The organism is Streptomyces sp. 11-1-2, assembly GCF_003595545.1.
Classification (GTDB): domain Bacteria; phylum Actinomycetota; class Actinomycetes; order Streptomycetales; family Streptomycetaceae; genus Streptomyces; species Streptomyces hygroscopicus_B.
The window spans coordinates 4466541-4490785 of the sequence record NZ_CP022545.1; the positions used below are offsets into that span (position 1 = coordinate 4466541).

Consider the following 24245-nt stretch of genomic DNA (forward strand, 5'->3'; position numbering starts at 1 on the left):
GCCACGCTTAATTCACCAGAGTGCATGAGAATTCCGGTGGCGACAAGGATCTCGAGCAAATAATGCGCCCAGTATTCACTTTTTTCAGAGGAGGAGGGGTTCAGAGGAGGAGGGGCTTCAGCGGCGGAGGAGGTTCAGAGGTGGAGGGGCGGCCTTTCGGTCCGCCCCTCCACCTCTCGGGGGATCGCCAGTTGGTCTCGGGTGGTGTCAGCCGCGGTCGGGGGCTCTCTCGATGAACGGAGCGAGCAGCCCCGGTACCGCGGTCTCTGCGAGGGCGACTCCCTGGCCTTCGGTCAGGTCGTGCACGTGGTAGACGCCTTCACCGGCGGCGGTGGTGGCGCCGAGGGTGATCAGCCCGACCCGGCGCTGGAACGGCGTCCGGGAGAACTTCCAGCCGATGATCGCCTCACGCTGATGGGCGACGGTGCGGCGGGCGAACGCCCCGGAGCACATCACCAGGAAGCGGCCGCGCAGGAGATGGCCGAGGCTGTGGTAGGCGTTGAAGGCGAACGCCACCAGGACCGGCACCAGCACCACACCGGTGATCACGCCGGTGATGACGAGCCAGGAGCCGAGCCACAGGCCCAGGCCCACCGGGACGGCCGCGATCAGGACCGACCAGATGAGGGCGCGGTTGATCCGGCGCCGCAGGGCCGCCCGGGGGTGCGGGAGAAGACCCTTGCGCTCGATCAGGCCGGGGCCGGTCGGCAGCGCCTCGGCGGCGACCCGCAGGGCCTCGCCGCGCGGGGTGGGCGGGGTCAGGGCGCGGCGCCTGCGGTTGTCCTCCTGGTTGCCCAGGCCGCTGGCGACGGCGTTGAGCTTGGCGCCCTTGGCCCAGCGCAGCGGGATGGGCTCGACGAGTTCGAGGCCGCGCAGATGGCGTTCCTCGATGCTCACGGAGCGGGTGGCCAGCAGTCCGCGGCGGATGCGGAAGATCCCGCCGTCCTCGCGGCGCAGCTCGTAACCGGCCCAGTTCTCGATGAAGGTGGCGGTCGAGCCGATCATGCCGAGGACGACGATGAGGACGGCGGCCAGCAGGGCTCCGTACCAGAGCGGAATGGTGCCAAAGCGGTTCTCGAGGTCCTTGATGATGCCGAGGTCGAGCGGGTCGACCTGGAGCTCGCTCAGGGTGCGGTACGCACTGGCCACGGCGATGAAGACACCGCCCACGCCCCACAGGGTCAGCGGGCCGTAGCGCAGCCAGGACCAGTCCAGCCGGCTGAGCACACCGTCGCTGTCGGCCACCGGCCGGGCCTGGCCGGCGTCGCGCAGGGCGATGATCCGGCCGCGCAGTTCCAGGGCCTCGGCCTTGGTGATGCCGTCGAGGGCGAGCCTGCGCGCGGCGGCGTCGCTCTGGTCCCCGCTGTCGATCCGCAGCGTGGTGAGGCCGAAGATCCGGTGGACCGGGTTGGCGGTGAGGTCGACACCGCGGATGCGGCCGATCGGGACCGAGCGCTCGCTGCGGAAGAGCAGACCGGTGTGGAGCTCGAAGCGGTCCTCGGTGAGCCGGTAGCGGGTGGTGAACAGCCGCATCAGCCCGATGCCGCTGATGACCAGGAAGGTCACGAACAGCGAGCCGAGGGTGATGATGACCTGGAGGTTGGTGTCGCCGCCGGTGACCGCGAGGCTGACCAGGAACATGGCCACCGGTGCGGCGAGGATGGACAGGTTGACCAGGAGCAGCCGGCTGTTGAGCCGCCCCCAGTCATGGCCGGCCTCGTGAGAGGACGGCCGCACGGTGGTGTCCGACGTCATGTGGCGTCTCCCGGGACGGCCTGGGTGGACTTGGCCAGGTACTCGACCAGGTCCGCCGCCATCTTGTGGTCGATGCCCTTGATCTTCACCGCGCCCGCGGCGGAGGCGGTGGTCACGGTGACGCCGGAGAGCCCGAACATCTGCTGGATCGGGCCGCGCAGGGTGTCCACGGTCTGGACCCGGGAGAGCGGAACGACCCGCCACTGCTGCCAGAGCCAGCCGGAGGCCGCGTAGACCGCCTCGCCGGTGGCCTCCCAGCGGTGGACCCGGTAGCGCCAGGCCGGCATGACGGCCATGTAGAGCAGCCCGGGGACCAGCGAGATCAGCGTGGCCCACATGAAGAACTCACGCGTGGGGGGATGGAGGCCCACAGGATCCCGAAGACGAGCGGCAGAGGCAGGGCGAAGACCGCGGACTGCACGGTCCACCAGCCGATCGCACGGCGGTCGACCCGGTGCCGAGGCGGTCGGAGCCTCAGGTTGTCATGGCGTTCCACTGCTTCACCCTGCTCTTGCGTCTGGCGGGTGCCGGGGCGGGCCCGGCGGGGTTGGTGGACTATGAAATCAGGCCGTTCAGACCGACGCACCGGTGGTGGTCTGCTGCGGCAGCGGGCCGCTCGCGGCGTCCTGGCCCTTCAGCTTGCGCATCTTGGCCAGCAGCACGGCGGTACGGGTCAGCACCATGGCCAGCGACATGAAGACGAAGGCGTTGGCGTAGGTGTCCTGACCGCTGATCTTGTAGTCGATGGAGAACTTGACCAGGTCCATGGTGAACCAGTGCTCGGCGCCGTAGGCGAAGAGGATGCGTCCGCTGGAGAGGACGATCCACACCAGGGCGTAGCCGATGCCACCGATGGTGTAGAGGTCACCGGACGTGGCGTCCTTGTAGGCGGGCAGCAGCACTCCGGCGATCAGACCGCAGATGACACCGGTACCGACGCCCACGAGCTGCAGGGAGAGGTCGTTGCCCTTGGTCGGGAAGGAATCGACGAAGATCGCGATGACGACGGCCACGGCGATGACCGAGCGCACCATCCGCATCGTGGTGATGCGGCGGCGGCCGATGTCGGTCGCCAGGATGATGATCAGGATCGTGCCACTGGCGATCAGTGCGGACATGAACTGGCTCATCTGTGGCATACGGGACGTTCTCCAAGCCAAAAAGGGTGATGTGCAGGCGGTGTGACGACTCTCCGTCCCACCTGACTCAACGCTAGAAGCGGACCGGCCGCCGCGAGACGACTGAACGGTGGGTTCTGGCTGTCAACCGTCCGGTGGACACGGTGGACACGCGTGGTAGTACTGAGCCCGTGCGCAATCACTCTCCGGGGGAGGGCTCGCAGACCGGGGCGTACTACGGTCCCGAGTCCGGCACCCGCTGGTTCGGCCTGTGGGACGGCTTCTTCGCCGTCTCCTATCTCGTCACCGCGATCCTGCTCTTCCTCTCCAGCGGCTCCCAGGCAAGCCACTCCATCCCGATCGCCGCGCTGACGCTGTGCGTGCCGTGGTACGCGGCGGTGGGCCGGACGCTGATGATCGAGGACACCTACGGCCCGCGGAACCTGGTGTTCGCGGCGGGCATGGTGGCGCTGTTCTGCGTCACCACGGCGTTCAACCTCATCGGCGCGTTCGCGCTGTTCGCCGTCATCCCGATGCTGATCATGAGCCTGCCGATGGTCTCGGCGGTGGCGCTGGCCACGGTGGCCAATCTCTGCCCCGTGCTGGTGGTGGCGTTCATCGGGGAGGACCTGGGGCTGAGCGTTCTGGGCGTCCTGCCCATCTCGCTGCTGAGCATCGCGCTGTCGATGCTGCTGGGGCTGTGGATCAAGCGGGTGGTGCGGCAGAGCAAGGGGCGCGGGCAGCTCATCGAGGAGTTGCAGCGCAGCCGGGAGCGGGTGGCGCGGCTCTCCCACGAGGCCGGCATCTCGGCCGAACGCGAGCGGCTGGCCCGGGAGATCCACGACACCCTGGCGCAGGGCCTGACCAGCATCATCAGCCTGGTGCAGGCGGCCGAGTCGGAGGTGCGCGACGCCCCGGACCAGGCGGTGAACCATCTGTCGCTGGCCGGGCGGGTGGCCAAGGAGTCGCTCGCCGAGGCCCGTGACTTCGTGGCCGCCCTCACCCCGCCCGCGCTGCGCGGCGGTTCGCTCTCCCAGGCGGTGCGGCGGCAGGCGGAGGGGCTGATCGCCGAGACCGGCCTGGAGGTGCGGTGTTCGGTGATGGGCGAGGAGAAGTCGCTGCCGATGGCGGTGAGTGTGGTGCTGCTGCGCACGGTGCAGGAGGCCATCGCCAATGTGCGCAAGCACGCCCATCGGGCCCGTACGGTGGATGTGATCGTGGTCTTCGACCAGGGCGGCGTCCGGCTGCTGGTCCGCGACGACGGCGAGGGTTTCACCCCGGACGGCACCCAGGAAGGCTACGGGCTGCGCGGCATGCAGGCCCGGGTGGAGGAAATCGACGGGGTGGCGTCCGTGACCAGCAGCCCCGGACGGGGCACCACCGTGGAGGTGAGCGTGCCGGTGACGGCGCTGAGCGGGGAGGCAGTGAGTGGCTGAGGGTATGCCGGGCAATCCGAGTGGCCCCATCAGGGTCCTGCTGGCCGATGACCATCCCGTGGTGCGGGAGGGGCTGAGCGCCATGCTGGAGTCCGCCGAGGGGATCACGGTGGTCGGGCAGGCCGGTTCCGGTGAGGAGGCGGTGGTCCAGGCGGTCGCGCTGCGGCCGGACATCACCCTGCTGGATCTGCGCATGGGCGGGATGGACGGGGTCGAGGCCACCGGGCAGATCCTGCGGCAGGTGCCGGGCTGCAAGGTGGTCATCGTGACCACGTACGAGGACGACTCCGACATCCTGCGCGCGGTGGAGGCGGGCGCCGCGGGCTATCTGCTGAAGGGCAGTTCACGCCAGGAGCTGATCGACGCGGTGCAGACCGCGGCGCGTGGCGAAACGGTGCTCACCCCGTCGCTGGCGGGCAAGCTCTTCCGCTCCCGGACGGTCGAGCCGTCCCCGCTCTCCGGCCGTGAGCGCGAGGTGCTGCGGCTGGTCGGCCGGGGGCTGACCAACGCCGAGATCGGCGCCGAGCTGTTCGTCAGCGAGGCGACGGTCAAGACGCATCTGCTCCGGTCGTTCAAGAAGCTCGGCGTCTCCGACCGCACGGCCGCGGTGATGAAGGCGATGGAGCGCGGGTTCTTGAGCTAGCGCGGCCGTGACGGGGTGACGGCGGCGGGTAGCCCGAAGCCCGCACACCGTCCCCGTCAGGCTGAAGCCCGCACACCGTCCCCGTCAGGCTGAAGCCCGCTACACCGTCCCCGTCAGGCTGCTGTCCGAGAGCTTGGCGGGCAGGTCACGGCGCCGCTTGACGTTCAGCTTGCGGTAGATGCGGGTCAGGTGCTGCTCCACCGTGCTGACGGTGACGAACAGCTTGGACGCGATCTCCCGGTTGGTGTTGCCGTGCGCGGCCAGCACCGCGATCCGCACCTCCGCCTCGGTCAGCGCCTCCACATCGCGCTGCTGCTCGGCGCCCTGGCCCGGCTGGGCGGCGGCCGCCGCGAACTCACCGGCGTCCGCGTGCCGGGGCATCAGCTCACGGCACAACGGATCGGCGCCGCAGGTCTTGGCCACATGCCACGCCTTGCGGACGAACACCCGGCCCCGGTTGAAGTCGCCCAGCGAGCGGTAGGCGCGGCCGAGTTCACCGAGGGCGATGGCGAGCTGGATGCGGTCGTCGCCGCCCTCCAGGATCTCGACGGCCTCCTTGAGCCGGGGCACCCGGCGCTTGAGCTCGTCGGTGCGGGCCAGGACGACCAGCAGGGCGCCGCGCAGCCGGGCGTCCTCCGGGCCCAGCCGCAACTGCTCCTCGGCCAGCGCGCGGGCACGCTTGGGGTCACCGAGGGCCAGCCAGGTCTCGGCGGCGTCCACCCGCCAGGGGGTCAGCAGGGGCATGTCCATCCGCCAGGCGTCCATCAGCTCCCCGGCGGCCGTGAAGTCGCCGAGCGCGGCGTGGTAGCGGCCGGTGGCCAGATGGCAGCGGCCCCTCGCCCGCAGGTAGAACAGCCCGGGGAGGGTCTGGAAGAGCTCGTCGGGCAGGGGCTGTTCGAGCAGCGCCATGGCCTCGTCGTAGTGGCCCATCCCGGTCTCGGCCTGGATCAGGGTGGACAGCAGCAGCCCGATGCCCACGCCCCAGCCCTGGACCGAGATCCGCGACATCGCGGTGCGCGCCTGGTGCGCGGCGACCTGCAGATCGCCCTGGCGCAGCGCGATCTCGGCCCGTACGGCGGACAGCAGCGCCTGCCAGGTGGGGACGCGGCGGGCGGAGCATTCGCCCAGCAGCCGCTCGCACCAGGACAGGGCGAGGTCGAGCCGGCCGGCCAGGACCAGCGCCAGCAGCGCGATGACCAGCGGCTGGAGGGTGCTGTCGCTCAGGTGGTGGCGCTGCAGGACCCGCTCCGCCTCGATGACGGCCCGGTCGGACTGGCCCTCGGTGAGCGCGGCGGACATGGTGGCGGCGGCATGGGCGTAGGCCAGGTAGGCCATGTCGCGGGGGGCGCCGGTGGCCGCCGTGACGCCGGTCCCGACGGTGGGGAGGCGGTCGCGCAGCGGGGGGCTGAGCATCGTCAGCCACTGGGCGGAGGCGGAGACGGCGGCGGTCATCGCGGGGTCCTCGCCGGTACCGGCCGAGCGGGCCAGCGCGGCGACGGCGTCGGCCGCCGCGTCCAGCCGTCCCGACCAGACGAGGTAGGAGGTGATCGGGGCGACGTCGCGCGGGGCGAGCCGGCCCCGCTCGGCGTCCTCGATGAGCTCCGGCAGATGGCTCTCGGCGGCGGCCGGGCCGATCCGCCAGGCGATGCTGACCAGCCGGGCCTTGAGCGCGGTGCGCTCGGGGCCGGGCCCGCAGGCGTGGTGGGCGTGCTCCAGGCAGCGGAGCGCGAACTCCAACTCCTCTTCGACCAGGGCGAATTCGGCGGCCTCGCGCAGGACGGGGACGGTCCAGCGCTCGCCGTCCTGCCGGGCGGAGACCAGTTGGCGGGCGACGTCGAGGGCGGAGGCGCCGTCGGCGTGCAGCAGCCGGGCGGCGCGGGCGTGCAGGGCGCCGCGGGCGGTCGCGGGGGTCGCGTCGAGCACCGCGGTGCGGGCCACCTCGTCGCGGAAGGCGTTGTGCTCCAGGACGGCGCACTGGTGCAGGTCCTGGACGCCCTGCTGGACCGTGCTGACGCTCAGGTCGAGGAGCTGGCCGAGCAGCCGTGGGGAGCGGGCGTCGCCGAGGACGGCGACCCCGCGGGCGACCTCCAGCACCTCGGGCTCGCCCCGGTGCAGACAGCCGAGGACGGCGTGGGCGAACGCCTCGCCGGGCGCGGGGCGTTGCTGGGCCTCGCCGTGCTCACCAACGGTCCGCCAGTCCTCGAGCAGGGCGCGCAGCAGCATCGGGTTGCCACCGGAGACGCGGTGGCACTCGGGGGCGAGGCGGGCGGCGACGGTGGCGGACAGGGAGCCGGACAGCGCCTCGGCGACGCCCGACTCGGTGAGCATGTGCAGCCGCATGCGGACGCAGTTGGGCTGGCGGAGCAGTTCGGCGTGGAAGGTGAACTGTTCCTGACGAAGCCGGGGGGATTCGGTGAGGACGATGAGAACCTTCGCCTGACGCACCCGGCGGGCCAGGTGGAGCAGGAATTGCAGGGACTGATCGTCGCCGCAGTGCACATCGTCGACGAGGACGACAAGAGTGCGATCGTCGACCATCCGCAGCAGTACCGAGGAAATCTGGGACATCACGTGCATGCGTCCCGCGGCGGTGGTTTCCAGCCCGTTTCCGTCAAGCAGTGCGATCACTTCGGATCGCACTTCGGAGGGCATCGCGCCGTTGTCGAAAATCTTCCGGAGAATCCCGAACGGAAGATCCCTCTCGGCTCTCGAACCGGTCGCTTCCAGGAGCAACGCGCCGCTTTCGATGGCCTGTTCGGCAAAGGTGTTCAGCAGCGTGGTCTTCCCACTGGCCACCGCGCCGCTGACCAGAGCCAGCCGACCCCTGCCCTGGGTCGCGCCGCGCAGCATTTCGCGCAGGGCGGAGAGGTGGTTCTCCCATTCGAAGAGGTTCGCAGGCAAAGAATTCATCCCCCGATGAACGCCACCTGATACCCCCAACGGACCGCCGGGGGCAACATGCGTGACGAGTGGTGTTTTCCAGTACGTCGGCCAGGTCCCTGAAGCGCCCGGGTCAGGGTCTCGACCCCGAAAGCCGCTCCGCGACGAGACTCATAATCGGCTCTTGATGCCCGGCCAAGAAGAAGTGACCACCGGGGAACACCTGGATGTCGAACGCGCCGGTGGTGTGCGACCGCCATGCCTCCGCCTCTTCGAGGCTGGTCCTGGGGTCGTTGTCGCCGGTCAGCACGGTGATCGGCGAGCGGAGGGCGGCACCGGGCGCGGAACGGTAGGTCTCGATCGCCTTGTAGTCACCGCGGATCGCCGGCATCGCCATGCGCAGAATCTCCTCATTTCCGAGGACGCGGGAATCGGTGCCGCTCAGCAGCTTCATCTCGCGTACCACGCCATCGTCATCGCGCCGGTGCACATTCTCATCGCGGTAACGGGAGGGCGCCCGGCGGCCCGACGCGAAGAGGGCGAGCGCGGAGAACTCCGCGTCGGCCTCCTCCAGCCGCCGGGTCACCTCGAACGCGAGAACGGCGCCCATGCTGTGGCCGAAGAAGACGACCGGGAGATCGAGCCACGGCTTCAACTCCGCGGCGATGGCGTCCGCGTACTCATCGATGTTCTCGATCAGCGGGTCCTGCCGCCGGTCCTGACGCCCCGGATACTGCACGCACAGGACATCCGCGGACGACGAAAGCGTTTGGGACATCGGGAAGAAGAACGACGCCGAACCACCGGCGTGCGGCAGACAAATCAGACGGGCGCGACTCTCGGGCGCCGGATGGAATCGTCGTATCCAGACGCTGTCTTCTCGCTGTGCACCCATGCGTAGGGAAGTTCTTTCACTCGTCAGGCAATCCGTGCGGACAGACGGCAGAGCCTACCGGGCGCGCATCCAGGGCACCTCGGCACAGCACTGCCCCTCCATGATTAACACGCCCATTGATGTAGGGGGCACCCCTAGTCTAGGGGGATTCTCCTTGACTGGGACCCCGGGGCGTGTGCGACTGTCGTGCACTCCGGCTGAGCGCCTCCGCCAGATCGTCCAGGGCGTGCACGAGTTGCTCGGCGTCGCGCAGCGCCACCCCCGGACGGTCCCCCGCCTTCTGCCGCCACCGCTCCAGCGACTGGTGCACCGCCTGCCAGTTCAGCGGCCGCCGCTGCCGTACCGCCTCGGTCGCCTTCGGCATCGCCTGCCGCAGTGCCGCGGCGAAGTCCCCGGCCCCTTCGGACGGCGCCGCGTCGCGCTCCGGCAGATGCGCCTCCAGCAGCATGACGACTCGTCCCATCGTGGACAGCGCCGTCTGCGCCGCGCGCGCCGCCCGCCGCGACAGTCCGCGGTGGCGCACCGGTTCCCGGTGTGCCTGTGACTCGCTCTGCTCCCAGGCCGCCCGCGCAGCGCGGGCGTCCAGCAGGGCGTCCCGCACCTGGCGGGGGCGGCGGTCGGCGGGGCGGGCGTAGGCGTCGAAGACGGCGGTGGCGAAGGAGCCGTTGGCGGTCAGCCAGTCCGCGAGCCGGTCCCGCAGCCGCGGTGTCTCCCAGGCGGGGAAGACCGCGTACGCGACCATCGCCAGCACCCCGCCGAGCAGGGTCAGCGCCACCCGCGCCTGCACGGTCTGGCCCCATGCCTCGCCCGCGATGCTGAGCAGGAAGACCACATACGCGCTCACGCACGCCGAGGTCACGATGAAACCGGTGCGCAGCAGCAGGTACATCGCCAGGACGCACACCAGGGCCAGCCCGGCGCTCAGGTAGGAGCCGGGGTGGACCAGTGCCACCACCCCGCCGCCGACCAGCACACCCACCAGAGTGCCCAGGAAGCGGGCGACGCCGCGGGAGTACGTCTGGGCGAAGTCCGGCCGCAGCACCATTGTGGAGGTCAGCGGCGCCCAGTAGGAGTGCCCCAGCGGCAGGGCCGCGCTCAGCAGATAGCCGCTGACGTCGACCGCGCACAGGCGCACCGCGTGGCGCAGTACCGGCGAGGACCAGCGGGCCTCGCGGCGGATGGAGCGCAGCGCCATGGTCACGGTGCCCGGGATACCGGGGCGGGGCAGGAAGCGGTGGACCGTCCGGCCTTCGGCGGACACCTCCTCCACCGGCTCATCGGACGCCTCCACCACGTCCGCCACCAGCGAGAAGAGCCGCAGCGCGGCCCGGCGGGCGGCCCCGCTCAGCTTCGGCCCGTCCTCCGGCATCCGCAGGACGGACATGGCGTCGGAGGGCACCCGCACCGGTGTGCCGTGGCGGATGGCGTGGGCCACCGCGTCCAGCACGGTGCCCGTGGCTGCCAGCAGTTCCCGCACCCGGTCGCGCTCGGGCCCCTCCTCGGGGGCGCCGACCACCGGGTCGGCGAGCGAGGCGAGCACCGGACGGATCCGCTCGGCCAGCAGCCGGTAGCCGCGCAGCTGCCTAGGCCGCCGCCGGGCCTGACGCGGGGTCAGGGCGGCGGCGCTGCGGGCCTCCATCAGCGGCTTGGGGTCGAAGTGCGCCACCGGCTCGTAGCGCAGCTTGCGGGCGTAGTCCGCGACGGCGGCCAGCGCGTCCGCGAGGGCGTCGCGCTGCACGCCCCACGGGCGTACCGGAAAGAGCACGATCAGCGCGGCCTGCACCACGCCGCCGAGCCCGACCAGCAGGGCGTGCCCCAGGGCGCCCAGGGTCGAGGTCGGGAGAGTGACCGTGATCAGCATGACGGCCACCATCTGGGTGGAGACCAGCCCGGAGACCGGGCCGACCGCCCATGACATGCCCGTCATCAGCGTCCATACGGCGAGCATGATGACGAAGGTGAAGGTGTGGGTGGCGGCCAGATAGCCGAGGAAGGTGCTCACCGCGAGACCGGCCGCGGCGGCCAGCGCCAGCCAGGGGCGGGGGCGCCAACTGCGCTGGAAGGTGGCAACCCCGGCGGAGAAGGCGCCGAAGGCCGCCGAGACGGCGAGCGTCGGCGAGCCGAGCCACAACGCCATCCCAATGACGAGCGCGACCCCGCACGCACCGCGGAGCGCGACCAGCGGCTCCGTCCTGGTGCGCTCGATCGCAAGGCCGGTCCGGGCGGTCTCCTTCAACGCGTGCGACCAGGTCATGCGGCGAGACTACGGGGTGACCCCGGGAGAACTGAACCAACCGTTCCGCTCTGCTTTCCCCCGGGGCCGGCCCCTGGCGGGGATCAGTCCCCGGGCTCGCAGTCCACCTTGAGGAGCTGGAGCGGCCGGCTGCCGTCGAGGTCCACATAGGCGGTGAAGGTGCGGGTCTCCGGCTCCTGGCCCCAGCGGGTGGTGATGGTCGCCCAGCCGACCCGCGCGGACTGGGCCGTGGTCACCTCGCCGACCTCGATGTCCTCCGGCTGGTTCTGCGCGCACAGCAGCAGGTCGAAGTCGGGCGTCTGGGCGGCCTGCTCCTTGAGCTGATCCGAGACCAGGTTCTCCCGCTCCCAGGCGCGCGGGCCGTGGTTCCCGTAGAAGCCCTCCAGGAAGTGGTGGATCTCCTCGGCGGTGTAGCGGCCGTTCGGATCGGTCTGCGCGGCGGCCGAGGCGGGCGACCCGGCGGCCAGCGCGAATCCGAGGCCGAGCGCGGCCACACAGCCGCCGGCCACCGCGGCACGGGAGCGAAGTGAGCGCATCACAACAGACATGACAAATCCCCCTGTATACGGTCTTGCTTTGATGATTCGCCCCTTATTCGGGCGAGCACACAAGAAGACCCTTCAGCCCCGCCAATGGTTGCCTCAACTGTCCCTGGGACATGAGAACTTCCCCTGCGGCCCCCAGTGCGTCGCCCGCCCGGCCGGATTCTGGGTGAAGGCGCCGCAGTAGAGCACCGGCTCCGAGCCCCGGTCGGTGTGGTGCAGGATCACCAGCGGCTTGTCCCGGGGCACCGAGCGGCCCCGCCCGACGTCCAGATAGCCGCTGGCGCCCTGTTTCCGGATGCCGTTGTCGAGGCCGATCTGCACATTGGAGCGCTCCACGTTGTCGGTGCTGCGGAAGGCCCGGTTGGCCGCCTCGGCCATCAACTGCATCGCGTCGTACGCCAGGGCGGCCCGCCCGTCGTCGCGCCACAGGTCATGGGATCCGAAGTCCCTGGCGTAGTCGGCGTTGAACTTCTTGGCGATATCGCTCAGCCGCGGATGGCCCGCGGGCAGCACATGGACGGTGTGGTACAGCCGCAGCCAGGGCCGGTCCGCGTACTCACCGGCGAGGGCGGCGGTGGTGAGGTCATTGCCGCCGAGCACCGTCAGCTTTCTGCCCTCGCACGCGGTGTTGTCCCCGAAGTCGTCGAGGAACGCGCTGAACTGGAGGGCGCGGGAGGCCCAGTAGACGACCGTACGGGGGTTGGCGATGACGCGCTCGCACACCGCGTCGGCCAGCTCGCCGATGCTGTCCTTACGGGCGACACCGTCCTGCCCCGGCCCCTGGGCGATACCGCCGGACCGGCCGCCGGGGGTGTACTCCAGGGTGAACGGCCGGGCGCCGAACCGCTCGGCGAACAGCGTCCCTATCTCATCGCTGTACAGATCCCGGGGGTCCTTGACGACCACGGCGGCGCGGGCCGGGGAGCAGCTCCCGGTGGCGTCGTCCATGATGTTGCCCCGGCGGGCGAAGTCGGCCTCGATCGCGGCCTCACGGCTGTCGGTGGGCGCCACCCTGCGGTAGTACCCGTCCACCTGCATCAGATCCGCCGTGGCCGTGGTGCCCACTACGGGGATCCGGGCACCGCCCAGGATCCGCACGGCCTCCTGGGTCTGCTTCAGGCTCTTGGAGAAGCCCACCACCCCGATGATCCGCGAGCCCTTCTTCCGGGCGTCCTCGGCGACCTGGCGGGCGATACGCGGCGCGTTGGCGAAGTCGTCCCCCGCGTTACGGCTGTCGATGCGCAGCCACACCTTCTGGGAGTCGTTGCGCGCCTCGTCGTTCAGCGCGCGCTGGGCCAGTGCGATACCGCGCAGCTCGGGCACGGCCGCGTTGTACCGCTGGCCCTCCTGGTCGGCGGCCACGTCCGAGCCGATGTGCACCACCGTACGGGCGGTGCCGTCGCCGTCCCCGACCTCGCGGTCCACCCGTGCGTTCTCCTCGCGGATCAGCCGCCGGGCGTCCTCGTACTGCTTCCGGGGCGAGTCCGCGCTCAACTCGGGCCGGCCCGCGACGACCTCGCTGGACGCGCCGCCCAGACAGCCGCGGTCCGGCTCGTCCGTGACCCGGTCCAGCAGCCACAGACCCGGGGCGCTCAGCAGAGCCGCCACCACCACCCCGGTCAGGGCCAGCTCGGCGGCCGGGCCGAGCCGGAAGGTGCGCGGCGAGACGGGGTCGAGGTCCAGCCCCTCCGACTCCGGCACGGGTGCGGGCAGCGCGGCCCGCAGCGGCCGGGGCGCACGCGACGGCATCCCGCTCGCGCCGCGCAGCCTGGCGGCCGCGCGGCCCAGGCCGCCGCTCTCCCCCGCGGTCGCCCCGTCCGCCGGGGACGAGGCCGCCCCGTCCGCCCGGGATACGCCCACCGCGCCCGCCGGGGACGCGGCCACCACCACGACCGCCGCGCACCGGGTGTCCCTGGCGGCCTCCGCGTACCGCTCCAGGAAGCGCTCCCCGGCCGCCGCGCCGACGGCGCCCTCCGGCAGCTCCAGCAGAAAGACACACCGGGTGCGCCGCCGGCGCCGCCAGGGCGAGATCCGGCCCGGCCGGGCCGCGCGCCGCAGATCCGCCAGCAGCGCGTGCAGCAGCAGCTCCTCCCACCGGCCGACCGCCGCCTCCGGGTCGCGTCCGCGCTCGGCGCGCAGCAGCCGCGCGGCGTTCTCGAAGAAGTCCTCGGCGGTGCGGCCATGGCTGATGCGCCGCCAGTCCGCGTACCAGCCGCGCCGGGTGGAGCGCAGCAGCAGGCGGGTGCGGCGCCGCCCCCACCACCAGCGCGGCAGCAGTTGGAAGAGGGGGCGCATCAGCAGCCGGCGCAGCTCCGCGACCCACCCCGGCCCCGCCGTGCCGCCCTCAGCGCTGTCGCCGCCGAGCGTCCATAACGCCCGCAGCAGCGGCCCTCGGGCGATCCGCTGTGCGTAGCAGTGGTCGCGCAGTGCGCGGCCATCCGGCTCGGGAGCCCGCGGGTCCAGCGCCTGCTCGACGATGTCCCGCGTCAGGAAGAAGTCGGTGAGCCGCAGGCGGCCGGTGCGGCGGGGCACATCGACGCACAGCTCGCGGCCGAGGTCGAGCGTCAGGGGCCGGCGCCCGGCGGCGGCGCGGATCTCATCGGGGCCGAGCGCCGCGTACGGCACCCGCTTGGCGCCGTCGGGATAGAGCATCCGGCGCAGCCCCCGCATCGCCTGATGGGCGTGGGCCGCCGCCCGCTCGCCGTCGGCGAGCAGCAGCACGGGCGGCAGCAGATCCCGCCCCTTGGCCTTCCGGTCCCGGGGCACCACGGCGCCCTTGAGCGCCTCGATGAACTCCTCGGCCCCTTCTCCCTCCGTGAACCCAGGCATGCCGCCACCCCCGCTTTCCCCCGTTTTCTCCGTGGGCCTGGGATCCCCGGCCCCCGAGACGGCGAAACCCCCTGCCGGACCGGGTCCGGCAGGGGGCGGGGGAAACCACTCAAACGTGCGAATCACACGTCACATACGCCTCAGAGGTTCGTCACCTACACCTCTGTGGTTCGTCGCCTACGCCTCAGTGGTTCTTCGGGAACCCGAGGTTGATGCCGACCTCCTCCGACGGCTCCGGCCAGCGGGTGGTGACGACCTTGCCGCGGGTGTAGAAGTGCACCCCGTCGTTGCCGTAGATGTGGTGGTCGCCGAAGAGCGAGTCCTTCCAGCCGCCGAAGGAGTGGTAGCCCACCGGCACCGGGATCGGCACATTGACGCCGACCATGCCCGCCTCCACCTCGAGCTGGAAGCGGCGGGCGGCGCCGCCGTCGCGAGTGAAGATGGCCGTGCCGTTGCCCCAGTTGGAGCTGTTGATCAGCTCGATGGCCTCGTCGTAGGTCTCGGCGCGCACCACGCACAGCACCGGGCCGAAGATCTCGTCACGGTAGGCGTCGGCCGTCGGCGGGACCTTGTCCAGCAGCGAGACGCCGATGAAGAAGCCATCAGCACATTCAGGGTGGTCCTCGACGCTGTACCCCGTGCCGTCCACGACCACCTCGGCGCCCTGGGCCGCGGCCCCGTGCACATAACCGGCGACCTTGTCGCGGTGCTCCTTGGTGATGAGCGGGCCCATCTCGGAGGCCGGGTCGTTCCCGGGGCCGATGCGCAGGCGGGCGGCCCGGTCGGCGATCTTCTTCACCAGGTCGTCGCCGATGTCGCCGACCGCGACGACGACGGAGACCGCCATGCAGCGCTCACCGGCTGAGCCGTAGGCCGCGTTGATGGCGTTGTCCGCGGCGAAGTCCAGGTCCGCGTCGGGCAGCACCAGCATGTGGTTCTTGGCGCCGCCGAGCGCCTGCACCCGCTTGCCGTGCTCGATGGCCCGGGACTGGATGTACTTCGCGATCGGCGTGGAGCCGACGAAGCTGACGGCCGCGATGTCCGGGTGCTCCAGCAGCCGGTCGACGGCCACCTTGTCGCCGTTGACGACATTGAGCACCCCGTCCGGCAGCCCCGCCTCGGTGGCCAGCTCGGCCAGCCGGCGGGAGGCCGAGGGGTCCTTCTCGCTGGGCTTGAGGACGAAGGTGTTACCGCAGGCGATGGCCACCGGGAACATCCACATCGGCACCATCGCCGGGAAGTTGAACGGCGTGATGCCCGCGACCACCCCGAGCGGCTGGCGGATCGAGGACACATCGACCCCGGTGGAGACCTGGGTGGACAGTTCGCCCTTCAGCTTCTCGGCGATCCCGCAGGCCAGCTCCACGATCTCCAGACCACGGGCTACCTCGCCGAGCGCGTCCGAGTGGACCTTGCCGTGCTCGGCGGTGATCAGCTCGGCGATCTCGTCACGGTGGGCGTCCAGCAGCTCGCGGTACTTGTAGAGGATCGCGGTGCGCTTGGACAGGGACACCGTGCCCCAGGAGCGGAACGCCTCCTTGGCCACGGCAACGGCCGTGTCGACCTCTTCCACGGAGGCCAGGGCGACCTGGGTGTCCTGGGCGCCGGTGGCGGGGTTGTAGACCGGTCCGTACGCGCCGGTCGCGCCCTCGGCGGTCTTTCCGCCGATCCAGTGGTTGACGGTCTTCATGGGTGCGGAGCCTTTCTCTCGAAAAACGTCAGAACGTCAGAGGTGGCGGCGGCGTGCGGCGGCCTGCCGGTCGTAGTCCTCGCGGGCCTTCACGGCGGCCGGACGGGTCGCGGTCTGGGCGACAGGCACATCCCACCACGCCTGTGCCTCGGGTGCGCCGGACACTGTGTCGGCCGTTTCGGTCTCCACATAGACACATGTGGGCCGGTCCGAGGCGCGCGCCGCGGCCAGCGCCTCGCGCAGCTCGCCCACGCTCTTCGCGCGCAGCACGTCCATGCCCAGCGAGGCGGCGTTGGCGGCCAGATCGACCGGGAGCGGATCGCCGGTGTACTGCCCGTCGGCCGCCCGGTAGCGGTAGGCGGTGCCGAAGCGCTCGGCGCCGGTGGTCTCCGAAAGACCGCCGATCGAGGCGTAGCCGTGGTTCTGGAGCAGCACGATGTTGATGTTGATGCCCTCCTGGACCGCGGTGACGATCTCGGTGGGCATCATCAGATACGTACCGTCGCCGACCAGCGCCCAGACCGGGGTGGCGGGCGCCGCGAGCCGTACGCCGATGGCGCCGGGGATCTCGTAGCCCATGCAGGAGTAGCCGTACTCCAGGTGGTACTGGCGCGGGGAGCGGGCCCGCCACAGCTTGTGGAGGTCGCCCGGCAGCGAGCCCGCCGCGTTGATCACCACGTCCTCGTCGCCGACGACCGCGTCCAGCGCGCCCAGCACCTGGGTCTGGGACGGGCGGGCGGTCTCGTCCTCCGCGGCGTACGCGGCGTCCACCCGGCGCTCCCACGCGGCCTTGCCGGTGCGGTACTCGGCCTCGTACGTCTCGTCGACCCGATGGCCTGCCAGCTCGGCGGTGAGCGCTTCGAGCGCGGCGCGGGCGTCGGCGACCACGGTGGTGGCGCCCAGCTTGTGGGCGTCGAACGGCGTGATGTTGAGGTTGAGGAAGCGCACGGCCGGGTCCGCGAACAGGGTCGCGGAGGCGGTGGTGAAGTCGCTGTAGCGGGTGCCCACGCCGATGACCAGGTCGGCGGTGCGGGCGAGGTCGTCGGCGACGGCGGTGCCGGTGTGGCCGATCCCGCCGATGTCGGCGGGGTGGTCGTAGCGCAGCGAGCCCTTGCCCGCCTGGGTGGAGGCCACCGGGATGCCGGTCGCGTCGACGAGCGCGCGCAGCGCGTCCTCGGCCTCGCTGTGGTGGACCCCGCCGCCCGCGACGATCAGCGGCCGGCGGGCGGCGCGGACCGCCCGCGCGGCGGCGGCCACCTCCGCCGCTTCGGGGGCGGGGCGGCGGACATGCCAGACCCGGTCGGCGAAGAACTCCTCGGGCCAGTCGAACGCCTCGGCCTGGACGTCCTGCGGAAGGGCCAGGGTAACGGCGCCGGTCTCGGCCGGGTCGGCCAGCACCCGCATCGCCTGCAGCGCGGCCGGGATCAGCGCCTCGGGGCGCATCACCCGGTCGAAGTAGCGGGAGACCGGGCGCAGCGCGTCGTTCACCGAGATGTCGCCCGCGTACGGGACTTCGAGCTGCTGCAGCACCGGGTCGGCGGGCCGGGTGGCGAAGATGTCGCCGGGCAGCAGCAGCACCGGCAGCCGGTTGACGGTGGCGAGCGCCGCGCCGGTGACGAGGTTGGTGGCGCCGGGGCCGATGGAGGTGGTGACGGCCTGGGCGGCGAGCCGGTTGTGCTGGCGGGCGTAGCCGACCGCGGCGTGCACCATCGCCTGTTCGTTACGGCCCTGGAGATACGGCATGGTGTCCGGCCCGGACTCCAGCAGCGCCTGGCCGAGCCCGGCCACATTGCCGTGGCCGAAGATGCCCCAGGTGGCGTTGATCAGGCGATGCCGGCGCCCGTCCCGCTCGGTGTACTGGTGGGCGAGGAACTCCACCAGCGCCTGGGCGACGGTCAGGCGGCGCACTGCCGAAGCGGTCATCGTGGGTCTCCAGCGGATGCTTGATCGGGTGCTTGATAGAGGGGCAGACGGGGGTCGACGGGCTGGTCCGGCCAGGTGGAGCGGATCCAGCCGTGGTCGGGGTGGTCGCAGATGAGCCAGGCGCGCTCCTCCTCCGGGCCCGCCATGACGTTGAGGTAGTACATGTCATGGCCGGGGGCGGCGATGGAGGGGCCGTGCCAGCCGTCGGGGATCAGGACGGTGTCCCCGGAGCGGACCTCGGCGAGGACGTCGGTGCCGCGGCCGTGGCCCGACGGGGAGACCCGCTGATAGCCGATGCCCTCGTTGCCGTGGGCCTCGGCGATCTCGAAGTAGTAGATCTCCTCCAGCTCGCTCTCCTCGCCGGGGCGGCACTGGTCGTGCTTGTGCGGCGGGTACGAGGACCAGTTGCCGCCCGGGGTGAGCACCTCGACGGCGATGAGCTTGTCGCATTCGAAGACGCCGGCGGCGCCGAAGTTGTTCACCTGGCGCGAGCAGTTGCCGCTGCCGCGCAGCTCGACGGGGACGGCGGAGGCCGGTCCGTAGCGCGCGGGAAGCCGCCGCTCGCAGCGGGCGCCGGTGAGCGCGAAGCGGCCGCCCGCACCGCTGGCGATCTGGGCGTGGGAGTCGCGCGGCAGATAGACGAAGTCGCTCACCCCGCTGAACACGCTCTCCCGGCCGTGCAGTTCAAAGGTCTCGCCCTCGGCGATCACGGTGCAGCCGCCGCTCAGCGGCAGCACGATCCACTCGCTGTCACCGGTGGCCAGGGAGTGCGAACCGCCGGGCGGCAGCTCGAGAACCCGCAGGCTGGAGTAGCCCCAGCCGGCCCGCTCGGGGGTGATGTCCACGGCGTAGGGGCCGTCGGCCGCCTTGCCGGCCTGCACATGGAAGCCGGGGAACGGATCAGTGGTGGTCATGGCGTGAAGTCTCTGCCTTCCGTAGCGTCACGTCTCGTAGCGTCACGTCTCGTAGCTCACGTTGCGTAGCTCACGTTGCGTAGCGTCACAACAGGCCGACGGCGGTGTCCACGGCGGTCTCGACGCTGCCCTCCGCCGGATAGAGCAGGGAGCGCCCGACGACCAGCCCCTGCACGGTGGGCAGACCCAGCGCCTTGCGCCACTTCTCGTACGCCTCCTCCTGGTCCTGCGGAGACTTGCCCACGTCGCCGCCGAGCAACACCGCCGGCAGGGTGCTCGTCTCCATCACCGCCGCCATCTCGTCGGCGTCGTGGGTGACCGGCACCTTCAGCCAGGTGTAGGCGGAGGTTCCGGCGAGGCCGGAGGCGATGGCTATGGACTTGGTGACGGCCTCGGCGCTCAGGTCGTTGACGACCTTTCCGCCGGTGCGCCGGGAGATGAACGGCTCGACGAAGACGGGCAGCCGCCGCTCGGCCATCTCGTCGATGGCGCGGGCCGTGGTGACCATGGTGGTCAGCGAACCGGCGTCGTCGTAGTCGATGCGCAGCAGCAGCTTGCCGGCGTCGAAGCGCAGCCGGGTCAGGTCCTGGGGGCGGTGTCCGGTGAACCGGTCGTCGAGCTCGAACGAGGCCCCGGCGAGGCCGCCACGGTTCATCGAGCCCATGACGACCTTGCCCTCCAGGGCGCCGAGCAGCAGCAGGTCCTCAAGGATGTCGGCGGTGGCGAGCACCCCGTCGACGCCGGGACGGGACAGCGCCACGCACAGCCGCTCCAGCAGATCGACCCGGTTGGCCATGGCCAGCTTGTGGCCACCGACGGCGAGGGCGCCGCGTGCCGGGTGATCGGCGGCCACGATCATCAGACGGCCACTGTCACCCATGAGGGGGCGGCGGACCCGGCGGTCGGCCGCCTCGGCGATGGCCTCAGGGTGGCGGCTCCGCACCGTCACGAGGTCGGAAACGCTGATACTCAAGATTCTTCCTCGCATTCGCGATTCATGAAGGGCACACGGAGCGCGGGGACCGCGTGACCGGACGAGGGAAGCGCCTGGCGCCCGGGGTCAGGCCCCCGCCAGCAGGGCCTCGACCTCCGCTTCCGTGGGCATCGCGGAGGAGCAGGCGAGGCGGGACGCGACGATGGCGCCCGCCGCGTTGGCGTACCGCATGACGCGCTCCAGGGGCCGGCCGGAGAGCAGCCCGTGGCACAGGGCGCCGCCGAACGCGTCGCCCGCGCCGAGTCCGTTGACCACCTCGACCGGGACGGGCGGGACCTCCGCGGTGGTGCCGTCGCGGTGCACGGCGAGCACCCCGCGGGGGCCCTGTTTGACGACGGCGAGCTCCACGCCCGCGTCCAGCAGCGCCTGCGCGCACGCCTTGGGCTCGCGCGCACCGGTGGCGATCTCGCATTCGTCCACGTTGCCGACGGCGACGGTCGCATGGCGCAGCGCCTCGGCGTAGAAGGGCCGGGCGGTCTCCGGGTCGGCCCAGAACATCGGCCGCCAGTCGAGGTCGAAGACGGTGGTGCCGCTCTTGGCCCGGGCGGCGAGCGCGGCGAGGGTGCTGGTGCGGCTGGGCTCCTCGCTGAGCCCGGTGCCGGTCATCCAGAAGATCCGGGTGGCGCGGATGGCGTCGAAGTCCAGCTCATCGGAGTGGATCTCCAGATCGGGTGCCTTGGGGCGGCGGTAGAAGTACAGCGGGAAGTCGTCGGGCGGGAAGATCTCGCAGAAGGTGACCGGGGTGGGGTACTGCTCGACGGGGGTGACGAAGCGGTCGTCCACCCCGAAGGCCCGCAGCTCCTGGTGGATGTAGTCGCCGAACGGATCCGCCCCGGTGCGGCTGATCACCGCGGAGCGGCGGCCGAAGCGGGCCGCGGAGACCGCGACATTGGTCGCCGAGCCGCCGAGAAACTTTCCGAACGATTCGACCTGCGGCAGTGGCACACCGGTCTGCAGCGGATACAGGTCCACTCCAATGCGGCCCATCGTGATCAGGTCGTACGGCTCACTCATGCCTGCCCCTTCGGGAAAGACGCAGCTCAGGGTCTGGTGCACAGAACTCCGGGAGGTGCCCCGGCCCTTCAGGTCTAGACGTGTCCCCCAGCCACTGTCAAGGCTTTGTCATTACATACTGACGTAACCATTCGAGCCCCTGGCGGATGTTATCGCGTCGTTACGTCCAGATGAAATGTTGTCATGACAAACCCTTGACAGCGGGCAGCGCCGGGGAGTTGGCTCCCGTTCTGCACGGCCGTGCCAACTCGACGGACCTGCCTTGAGAGGTGCTGGAACGGATGGACCTCAGACTCAATCGACACCGCAGAGCGGGCCTCGCCGCACTCGCCACCGCCGCCGTCCTGCTGGCAGCGGGCTGCAGCAGCCAGGGCGGCAAGAAGGCCCAGGAAGCCGACTCCGGCATCGCGGCCGGCAAGGCCGACACCCCGCGGCTGAAGATCGCGATGATCACTCACGCGGCCCCGGGAGACACCTTCTGGGACACCGTGCGCAAGGGCGCCAAGTCCGCGGCGGCCAAGGACAACGTCGACCTCGTCTACTCCAGCAACCCCAACGGAGCCGACCAGGCCAACCTGATCCAGAACGCGATCAACCAGAAGGTCGACGGCATCGCCGTCACCCTCGCCAAGCCCGACGCCATGAAGGGCGCGATAGCCAAGGCGAAGAAGGCCGGGATCCCGGTCGTCGCCTTCAACGCCGGACTCGAGCAGTGGAAGGACATGGGTCTGCTGGAGTACTTCGGCCAGGACGAGAGCATCGCGGGCCAGGCACTCGGCAAGCATCTCAACGAGATCGGCGCCAAGCACAACATCTGTGTGATCCAGGAACAGGGCCATGTCGCCCTCGAGGCCCGCTGCGCGGGCGTGAAGAAGACCTTCAAGGGCAAGACGGACACCCTCTACGTCAACGGCACCGACATGCCGTCCGTCAAGTCGACCATCGCCGCGAAGCTCAAGCAGGATTCGAGCATCGACTATGTCGTCACCCTGGGCGCCCCGTTCGCCCTGACCGCCGTCCAGTCCGCCAAGGACGCGGGCGGCAAGGCCAAGGTCGCCACCTTCGACCTCAACAAGGACCTCGTCTCCGCCGTCCAGAGCGGCGATGTCCAGTTCGCCGTCGACCAGCAGCCCTATCTCCAGGGCTATCTGTCCATCGACTCCCTGTGGCTCTTCAAGAACAACGGCAACTTCAGCGGCGGCGGGGAGAAGCCCGTGCTCACCGGGCCCGCGTTCGTCACCAAGGAGAACGTGGACACCATCGCCACGTTCGCCAAGAACGGAACGCGGTGACCCGGCCATGACCCATACCGCCACCCCGGCGGCCGCCACACCGCCCGCCTCCCCCGCGGCCCCGCCGAAGACTCGCACCGTCGAGCGCTCGCTGGCCCGGCGGGCGCTGGCCCGCCCCGAGGTCGGGGCGCTGGTCGCGGCCATCGGCGTCTATCTCTTCTTCTTCGTCGCCGCCCCCACCTTCCGCCAGGCCGACTCCTTCGCCACCGTCCTGTATCAGGCGTCCACCATGGGGATCATGGCGCTCGCCGTCTCCCTGCTGATGATCGGCGGTGAGTTCGACCTGTCGGCCGGGGTCGCGGTCACCTCCTCGGCGCTGACCGCCAGCATGTTCAGCTTCCAGCTCACCACCAATGTGTGGGTGGGCGTGATCGTCGCCCTGCTGGTCTCGCTCACCGTGGGGCTGATCAACGGACTGCTGCTGATCAAGACCGGGCTGCCCAGCTTCCTGGTCTCCCTCGCCAGCTTCCTGATGCTGCAGGGCGCCAACCTGGCCATCACCAAGCTGCTGACCGACAATGTCGCCACCGACTCCATCACCGACATGGACGGCTTCGACCAGGCCAAGTCGGTCTTCGCCTCCGAGGTCGACATCTTGGGCGTCGACGTGAAGATCACCGTGCTGTGGTGGCTGATCTTCGCCGCCATCGCCACCTGGGTGCTGCTGCGCACCAAGTTCGGCAACTGGATCTTCGCGGCCGGTGGTTCGAAGGAGAGCGCACGGGCCGTGGGCGTACCGGTGAATCTGACCAAGATCGCCCTCTTTATGACGGTGGGCTTCGCGGCCTGGTTCGTCGGCATGCATCTGCTCTTCGAGTACAACACCGTGCAGGCCGGCGAGGGCGTCGGCAACGAGTTCTACTACATCATCGCGGCCGTGATCGGCGGCTGCCTGCTCACCGGTGGCTATGGCTCGGCGATCGGCGCGGTCCTCGGCGCCTTCATCTTCGGCATGGTCAACCAGGGCATCGTCTACGCCAACTGGAACCCCGACTGGTTCAAGTTCTTCGTCGGCGTGATGCTGCTGCTCGCGACCCTCGTCAATCTGTGGGTGCGCCGTCAGGCCGCCAGGAGGTGACCGTAATGGCAACGAACGAACCCAAGAACAGCCCCGGCGGCGCAGCGCAGGCCGCCGCACCGGCCGATGAGCCGGTGGTCCGGCTGCGGGGTGTGGGCAAGCTCTACGGCAACGTGCGCGCCCTGGAGGGCATCGACCTGGCCGTCCGGCCGGGCCGGGTGACCTGCGTACTCGGCGACAACGGCGCCGGTAAGTCCACCCTGATCAAAATCATCTCGGGGCTGCACCAGCACGACGAGGGCGAGTACCTCGTCGACGGCGAGCCGGTGCGGCTGAACAACCCGCGCGACGCCCTCAACCTGGGCATCGCCACCGTCTACCAGGACCTGGCCACCGTGCCCCTGCTGCCGGTCTGGCGGAACTTCTTCCTCGGCTCCGAGCTGACCCGCGGCCCCTGGCCGGTGCGCCGGCTGGACATCCAGCGGATGAAGAAGATCACCGACGAGGAGCTGTCCGCCATGGGCATCCACCTCGACAACCTCGAACAGCCCATCGGCACCCTCTCCGGCGGCCAGCGGCAGTCCGTGGCCATCGCCCGGGCGGTCCACTTCGGCGCCCGGGTGCTGATCCTGGACGAGCCGACGGCGGCGCTCGGCGTCAAGCAGTCCGGTGTCGTGCTCAAGTACATCGCGGCGGCGCGCGAGCGCGGGCTCGGGGTCATCTTCATCACCCACAACCCGCACCACGCCTATATGGTCGGCGATCACTTCGCGGTGCTGAGGCTCGGCGCCCTGGAGCTGAACGCCGCACGTGAGGACGTCAGCCTCGAAGAGCTCACCAACCACATGGCCGGGGGCGCCGAACTGGCCGCCCTCAAGCATGAGCTGTCCCAGGTCCGCGGGGTCGATGTGGATGAGCTGCCCGGGGAGGTGACCGCCCCTTCCGCCTGACCGAGCACCTTCCCCCCTGACAGGACGCCATCCTCCGGATGTCATTCTCCTGACAAGACGTCCGAATGTCCTGACGAACTCTTGACGGCCGCCCG

General features: G+C 70.7%; 17 protein-coding genes and 1 pseudogene. 5 read left to right on the plus strand and 13 right to left on the minus strand.

Annotation, left to right across the window (positions count from 1 at the left end; translation table 11 throughout):
• Positions 1-207: 207 nt before the first annotated feature.
• The 3 genes and pseudogenes from CGL27_RS18480 to CGL27_RS18490 all read right to left on the minus strand — a co-directional run bounded on the left by CGL27_RS18480 (position 208) and on the right by CGL27_RS18490 (position 2873).
• On the minus strand, positions 208-1755 hold the full coding sequence (locus tag CGL27_RS18480) for a PH domain-containing protein (RefSeq protein ID WP_119988555.1): 1548 nt from the start codon (positions 1753-1755) through the stop codon (positions 208-210).
• Positions 1752-2251 (minus strand): annotated as a pseudogene (locus CGL27_RS18485) (PH domain-containing protein). Before CGL27_RS18485 ends, CGL27_RS18480 begins: the two are co-directional and overlap by 4 nt.
• A gap of 76 nt (positions 2252-2327) precedes the next feature.
• The gene (locus CGL27_RS18490) at positions 2328-2873 is read right to left on the minus strand and encodes a hypothetical protein (protein ID WP_240450551.1); all 546 of its coding nucleotides are present in this window, start codon (positions 2871-2873) and stop codon (positions 2328-2330) included.
• A 191-nt stretch (positions 2874-3064) separates the two neighbouring features.
• Here CGL27_RS18490 and CGL27_RS18495 point away from each other — a divergent pair, with 191 nt between their 5' ends.
• Both CGL27_RS18495 and CGL27_RS18500 read left to right on the plus strand, forming a co-directional pair.
• Positions 3065-4309: a sensor histidine kinase gene (locus tag CGL27_RS18495; protein ID WP_119988561.1), complete on the plus strand. Its 1245-nt coding sequence runs from the start codon at positions 3065-3067 to the stop codon at positions 4307-4309.
• Between the two features lie 4 nt (positions 4310-4313).
• Complete coding sequence (locus CGL27_RS18500) at positions 4314-4952, plus strand: response regulator transcription factor (protein WP_078641502.1); 639 nt, start codon at positions 4314-4316, stop codon at positions 4950-4952.
• Between the two features lie 99 nt (positions 4953-5051).
• Here the strand turns inward: CGL27_RS18500 and CGL27_RS18505 are convergent, their stop codons facing one another.
• From CGL27_RS18505 to iolC, 10 genes are all read right to left on the minus strand, one after another.
• Entirely contained in the window at positions 5052-7862 is a 2811-nt protein-coding gene (locus CGL27_RS18505; RefSeq protein WP_119988564.1) for a LuxR family transcriptional regulator, read from the minus strand.
• Positions 7863-7965: 103 nt separating this feature from the next.
• Positions 7966-8727: an alpha/beta fold hydrolase gene (locus CGL27_RS18510; RefSeq protein ID WP_078641504.1), complete on the minus strand. Its 762-nt coding sequence runs from the start codon at positions 8725-8727 to the stop codon at positions 7966-7968.
• A gap of 139 nt (positions 8728-8866) precedes the next feature.
• Positions 8867-10981, minus strand: coding sequence for an FUSC family protein (locus CGL27_RS18515; RefSeq protein ID WP_119988567.1), 2115 nt, complete (start codon positions 10979-10981; stop codon positions 8867-8869).
• Between the two features lie 83 nt (positions 10982-11064).
• The gene (locus CGL27_RS18520) at positions 11065-11529 is read right to left on the minus strand and encodes a hypothetical protein (RefSeq protein ID WP_203348446.1); all 465 of its coding nucleotides are present in this window, start codon (positions 11527-11529) and stop codon (positions 11065-11067) included.
• Between the two features lie 93 nt (positions 11530-11622).
• A complete protein-coding gene (locus tag CGL27_RS18525; RefSeq protein ID WP_119988571.1) occupies positions 11623-14355 on the minus strand; it encodes a hypothetical protein in 2733 nt (910 codons plus the stop codon).
• A 184-nt stretch (positions 14356-14539) separates the two neighbouring features.
• Complete coding sequence (locus CGL27_RS18530; RefSeq protein ID WP_119988573.1) at positions 14540-16045, minus strand: CoA-acylating methylmalonate-semialdehyde dehydrogenase; 1506 nt, start codon at positions 16043-16045, stop codon at positions 14540-14542.
• Between the two features lie 36 nt (positions 16046-16081).
• Positions 16082-17968 carry a 3D-(3,5/4)-trihydroxycyclohexane-1,2-dione acylhydrolase (decyclizing) gene (iolD, locus tag CGL27_RS18535; RefSeq protein ID WP_119988576.1) on the minus strand — a complete coding sequence of 629 codons (1887 nt, stop codon included), beginning with the start codon at positions 17966-17968 and terminating at the stop codon, positions 16082-16084.
• The gene (gene iolB, locus CGL27_RS18540; RefSeq protein ID WP_078641511.1) at positions 17965-18882 is read right to left on the minus strand and encodes a 5-deoxy-glucuronate isomerase; all 918 of its coding nucleotides are present in this window, start codon (positions 18880-18882) and stop codon (positions 17965-17967) included. Before iolB ends, iolD begins: the two co-directional genes overlap by 4 nt.
• 85 nt (positions 18883-18967) lie before the next feature.
• On the minus strand, positions 18968-19855 hold the full coding sequence (locus CGL27_RS18545) for a deoxyribose-phosphate aldolase (RefSeq protein ID WP_078641512.1): 888 nt from the start codon (positions 19853-19855) through the stop codon (positions 18968-18970).
• A gap of 87 nt (positions 19856-19942) precedes the next feature.
• On the minus strand, positions 19943-20890 hold the full coding sequence (gene iolC, locus CGL27_RS18550; RefSeq protein WP_119988579.1) for a 5-dehydro-2-deoxygluconokinase: 948 nt from the start codon (positions 20888-20890) through the stop codon (positions 19943-19945).
• A gap of 281 nt (positions 20891-21171) precedes the next feature.
• Here iolC and CGL27_RS18555 point away from each other — a divergent pair, with 281 nt between their 5' ends.
• Genes CGL27_RS18555 through CGL27_RS18565 form a run of 3 tightly spaced genes read left to right on the plus strand, consistent with a single transcriptional unit; the run spans position 21172 to position 24150 of the window.
• The gene (locus tag CGL27_RS18555; protein ID WP_119994447.1) at positions 21172-22182 is read left to right on the plus strand and encodes a sugar ABC transporter substrate-binding protein; all 1011 of its coding nucleotides are present in this window, start codon (positions 21172-21174) and stop codon (positions 22180-22182) included.
• A gap of 7 nt (positions 22183-22189) precedes the next feature.
• A complete protein-coding gene (locus tag CGL27_RS18560; RefSeq protein WP_119988582.1) occupies positions 22190-23260 on the plus strand; it encodes an ABC transporter permease in 1071 nt (356 codons plus the stop codon).
• Between the two features lie 5 nt (positions 23261-23265).
• On the plus strand, positions 23266-24150 hold the full coding sequence (locus CGL27_RS18565) for an ATP-binding cassette domain-containing protein (RefSeq protein WP_119988585.1): 885 nt from the start codon (positions 23266-23268) through the stop codon (positions 24148-24150).
• Positions 24151-24245 lie beyond the last annotated feature (95 nt).

What these genes read in the sequence shown, in the direction of transcription:
- iolD (WP_119988576.1), bottom strand. Translation starts at nt 17,968, where the DNA reads ATGACCGCTTCGGCAGTGCGCCGCCTGACCGTCGCCCAGGCGCTGGTG.
- CGL27_RS18490 (WP_240450551.1), bottom strand. Translation starts at nt 2,873, where the DNA reads ATGTCCGCACTGATCGCCAGTGGCACGATCCTGATCATCATCCTGGCG.
- iolB (WP_078641511.1), bottom strand. Translation starts at nt 18,882, where the DNA reads ATGACCACCACTGATCCGTTCCCCGGCTTCCATGTGCAGGCCGGCAAG.
- CGL27_RS18530 (WP_119988573.1), bottom strand. Translation starts at nt 16,045, where the DNA reads ATGAAGACCGTCAACCACTGGATCGGCGGAAAGACCGCCGAGGGCGCG.
- CGL27_RS18560 (WP_119988582.1), top strand. Translation starts at nt 22,190, where the DNA reads ATGACCCATACCGCCACCCCGGCGGCCGCCACACCGCCCGCCTCCCCC.
- CGL27_RS18555 (WP_119994447.1), top strand. Translation starts at nt 21,172, where the DNA reads ATGGACCTCAGACTCAATCGACACCGCAGAGCGGGCCTCGCCGCACTC.
- CGL27_RS18565 (WP_119988585.1), top strand. Translation starts at nt 23,266, where the DNA reads ATGGCAACGAACGAACCCAAGAACAGCCCCGGCGGCGCAGCGCAGGCC.
- CGL27_RS18510 (WP_078641504.1), bottom strand. Translation starts at nt 8,727, where the DNA reads ATGGGTGCACAGCGAGAAGACAGCGTCTGGATACGACGATTCCATCCG.
- CGL27_RS18500 (WP_078641502.1), top strand. Translation starts at nt 4,314, where the DNA reads ATGCCGGGCAATCCGAGTGGCCCCATCAGGGTCCTGCTGGCCGATGAC.
- CGL27_RS18525 (WP_119988571.1), bottom strand. Translation starts at nt 14,355, where the DNA reads ATGCCTGGGTTCACGGAGGGAGAAGGGGCCGAGGAGTTCATCGAGGCG.
- CGL27_RS18480 (WP_119988555.1), bottom strand. Translation starts at nt 1,755, where the DNA reads ATGACGTCGGACACCACCGTGCGGCCGTCCTCTCACGAGGCCGGCCAT.
- CGL27_RS18520 (WP_203348446.1), bottom strand. Translation starts at nt 11,529, where the DNA reads ATGTCTGTTGTGATGCGCTCACTTCGCTCCCGTGCCGCGGTGGCCGGC.
- iolC (WP_119988579.1), bottom strand. Translation starts at nt 20,890, where the DNA reads ATGAGTGAGCCGTACGACCTGATCACGATGGGCCGCATTGGAGTGGAC.
- CGL27_RS18515 (WP_119988567.1), bottom strand. Translation starts at nt 10,981, where the DNA reads ATGACCTGGTCGCACGCGTTGAAGGAGACCGCCCGGACCGGCCTTGCG.
- CGL27_RS18505 (WP_119988564.1), bottom strand. Translation starts at nt 7,862, where the DNA reads ATGAATTCTTTGCCTGCGAACCTCTTCGAATGGGAGAACCACCTCTCC.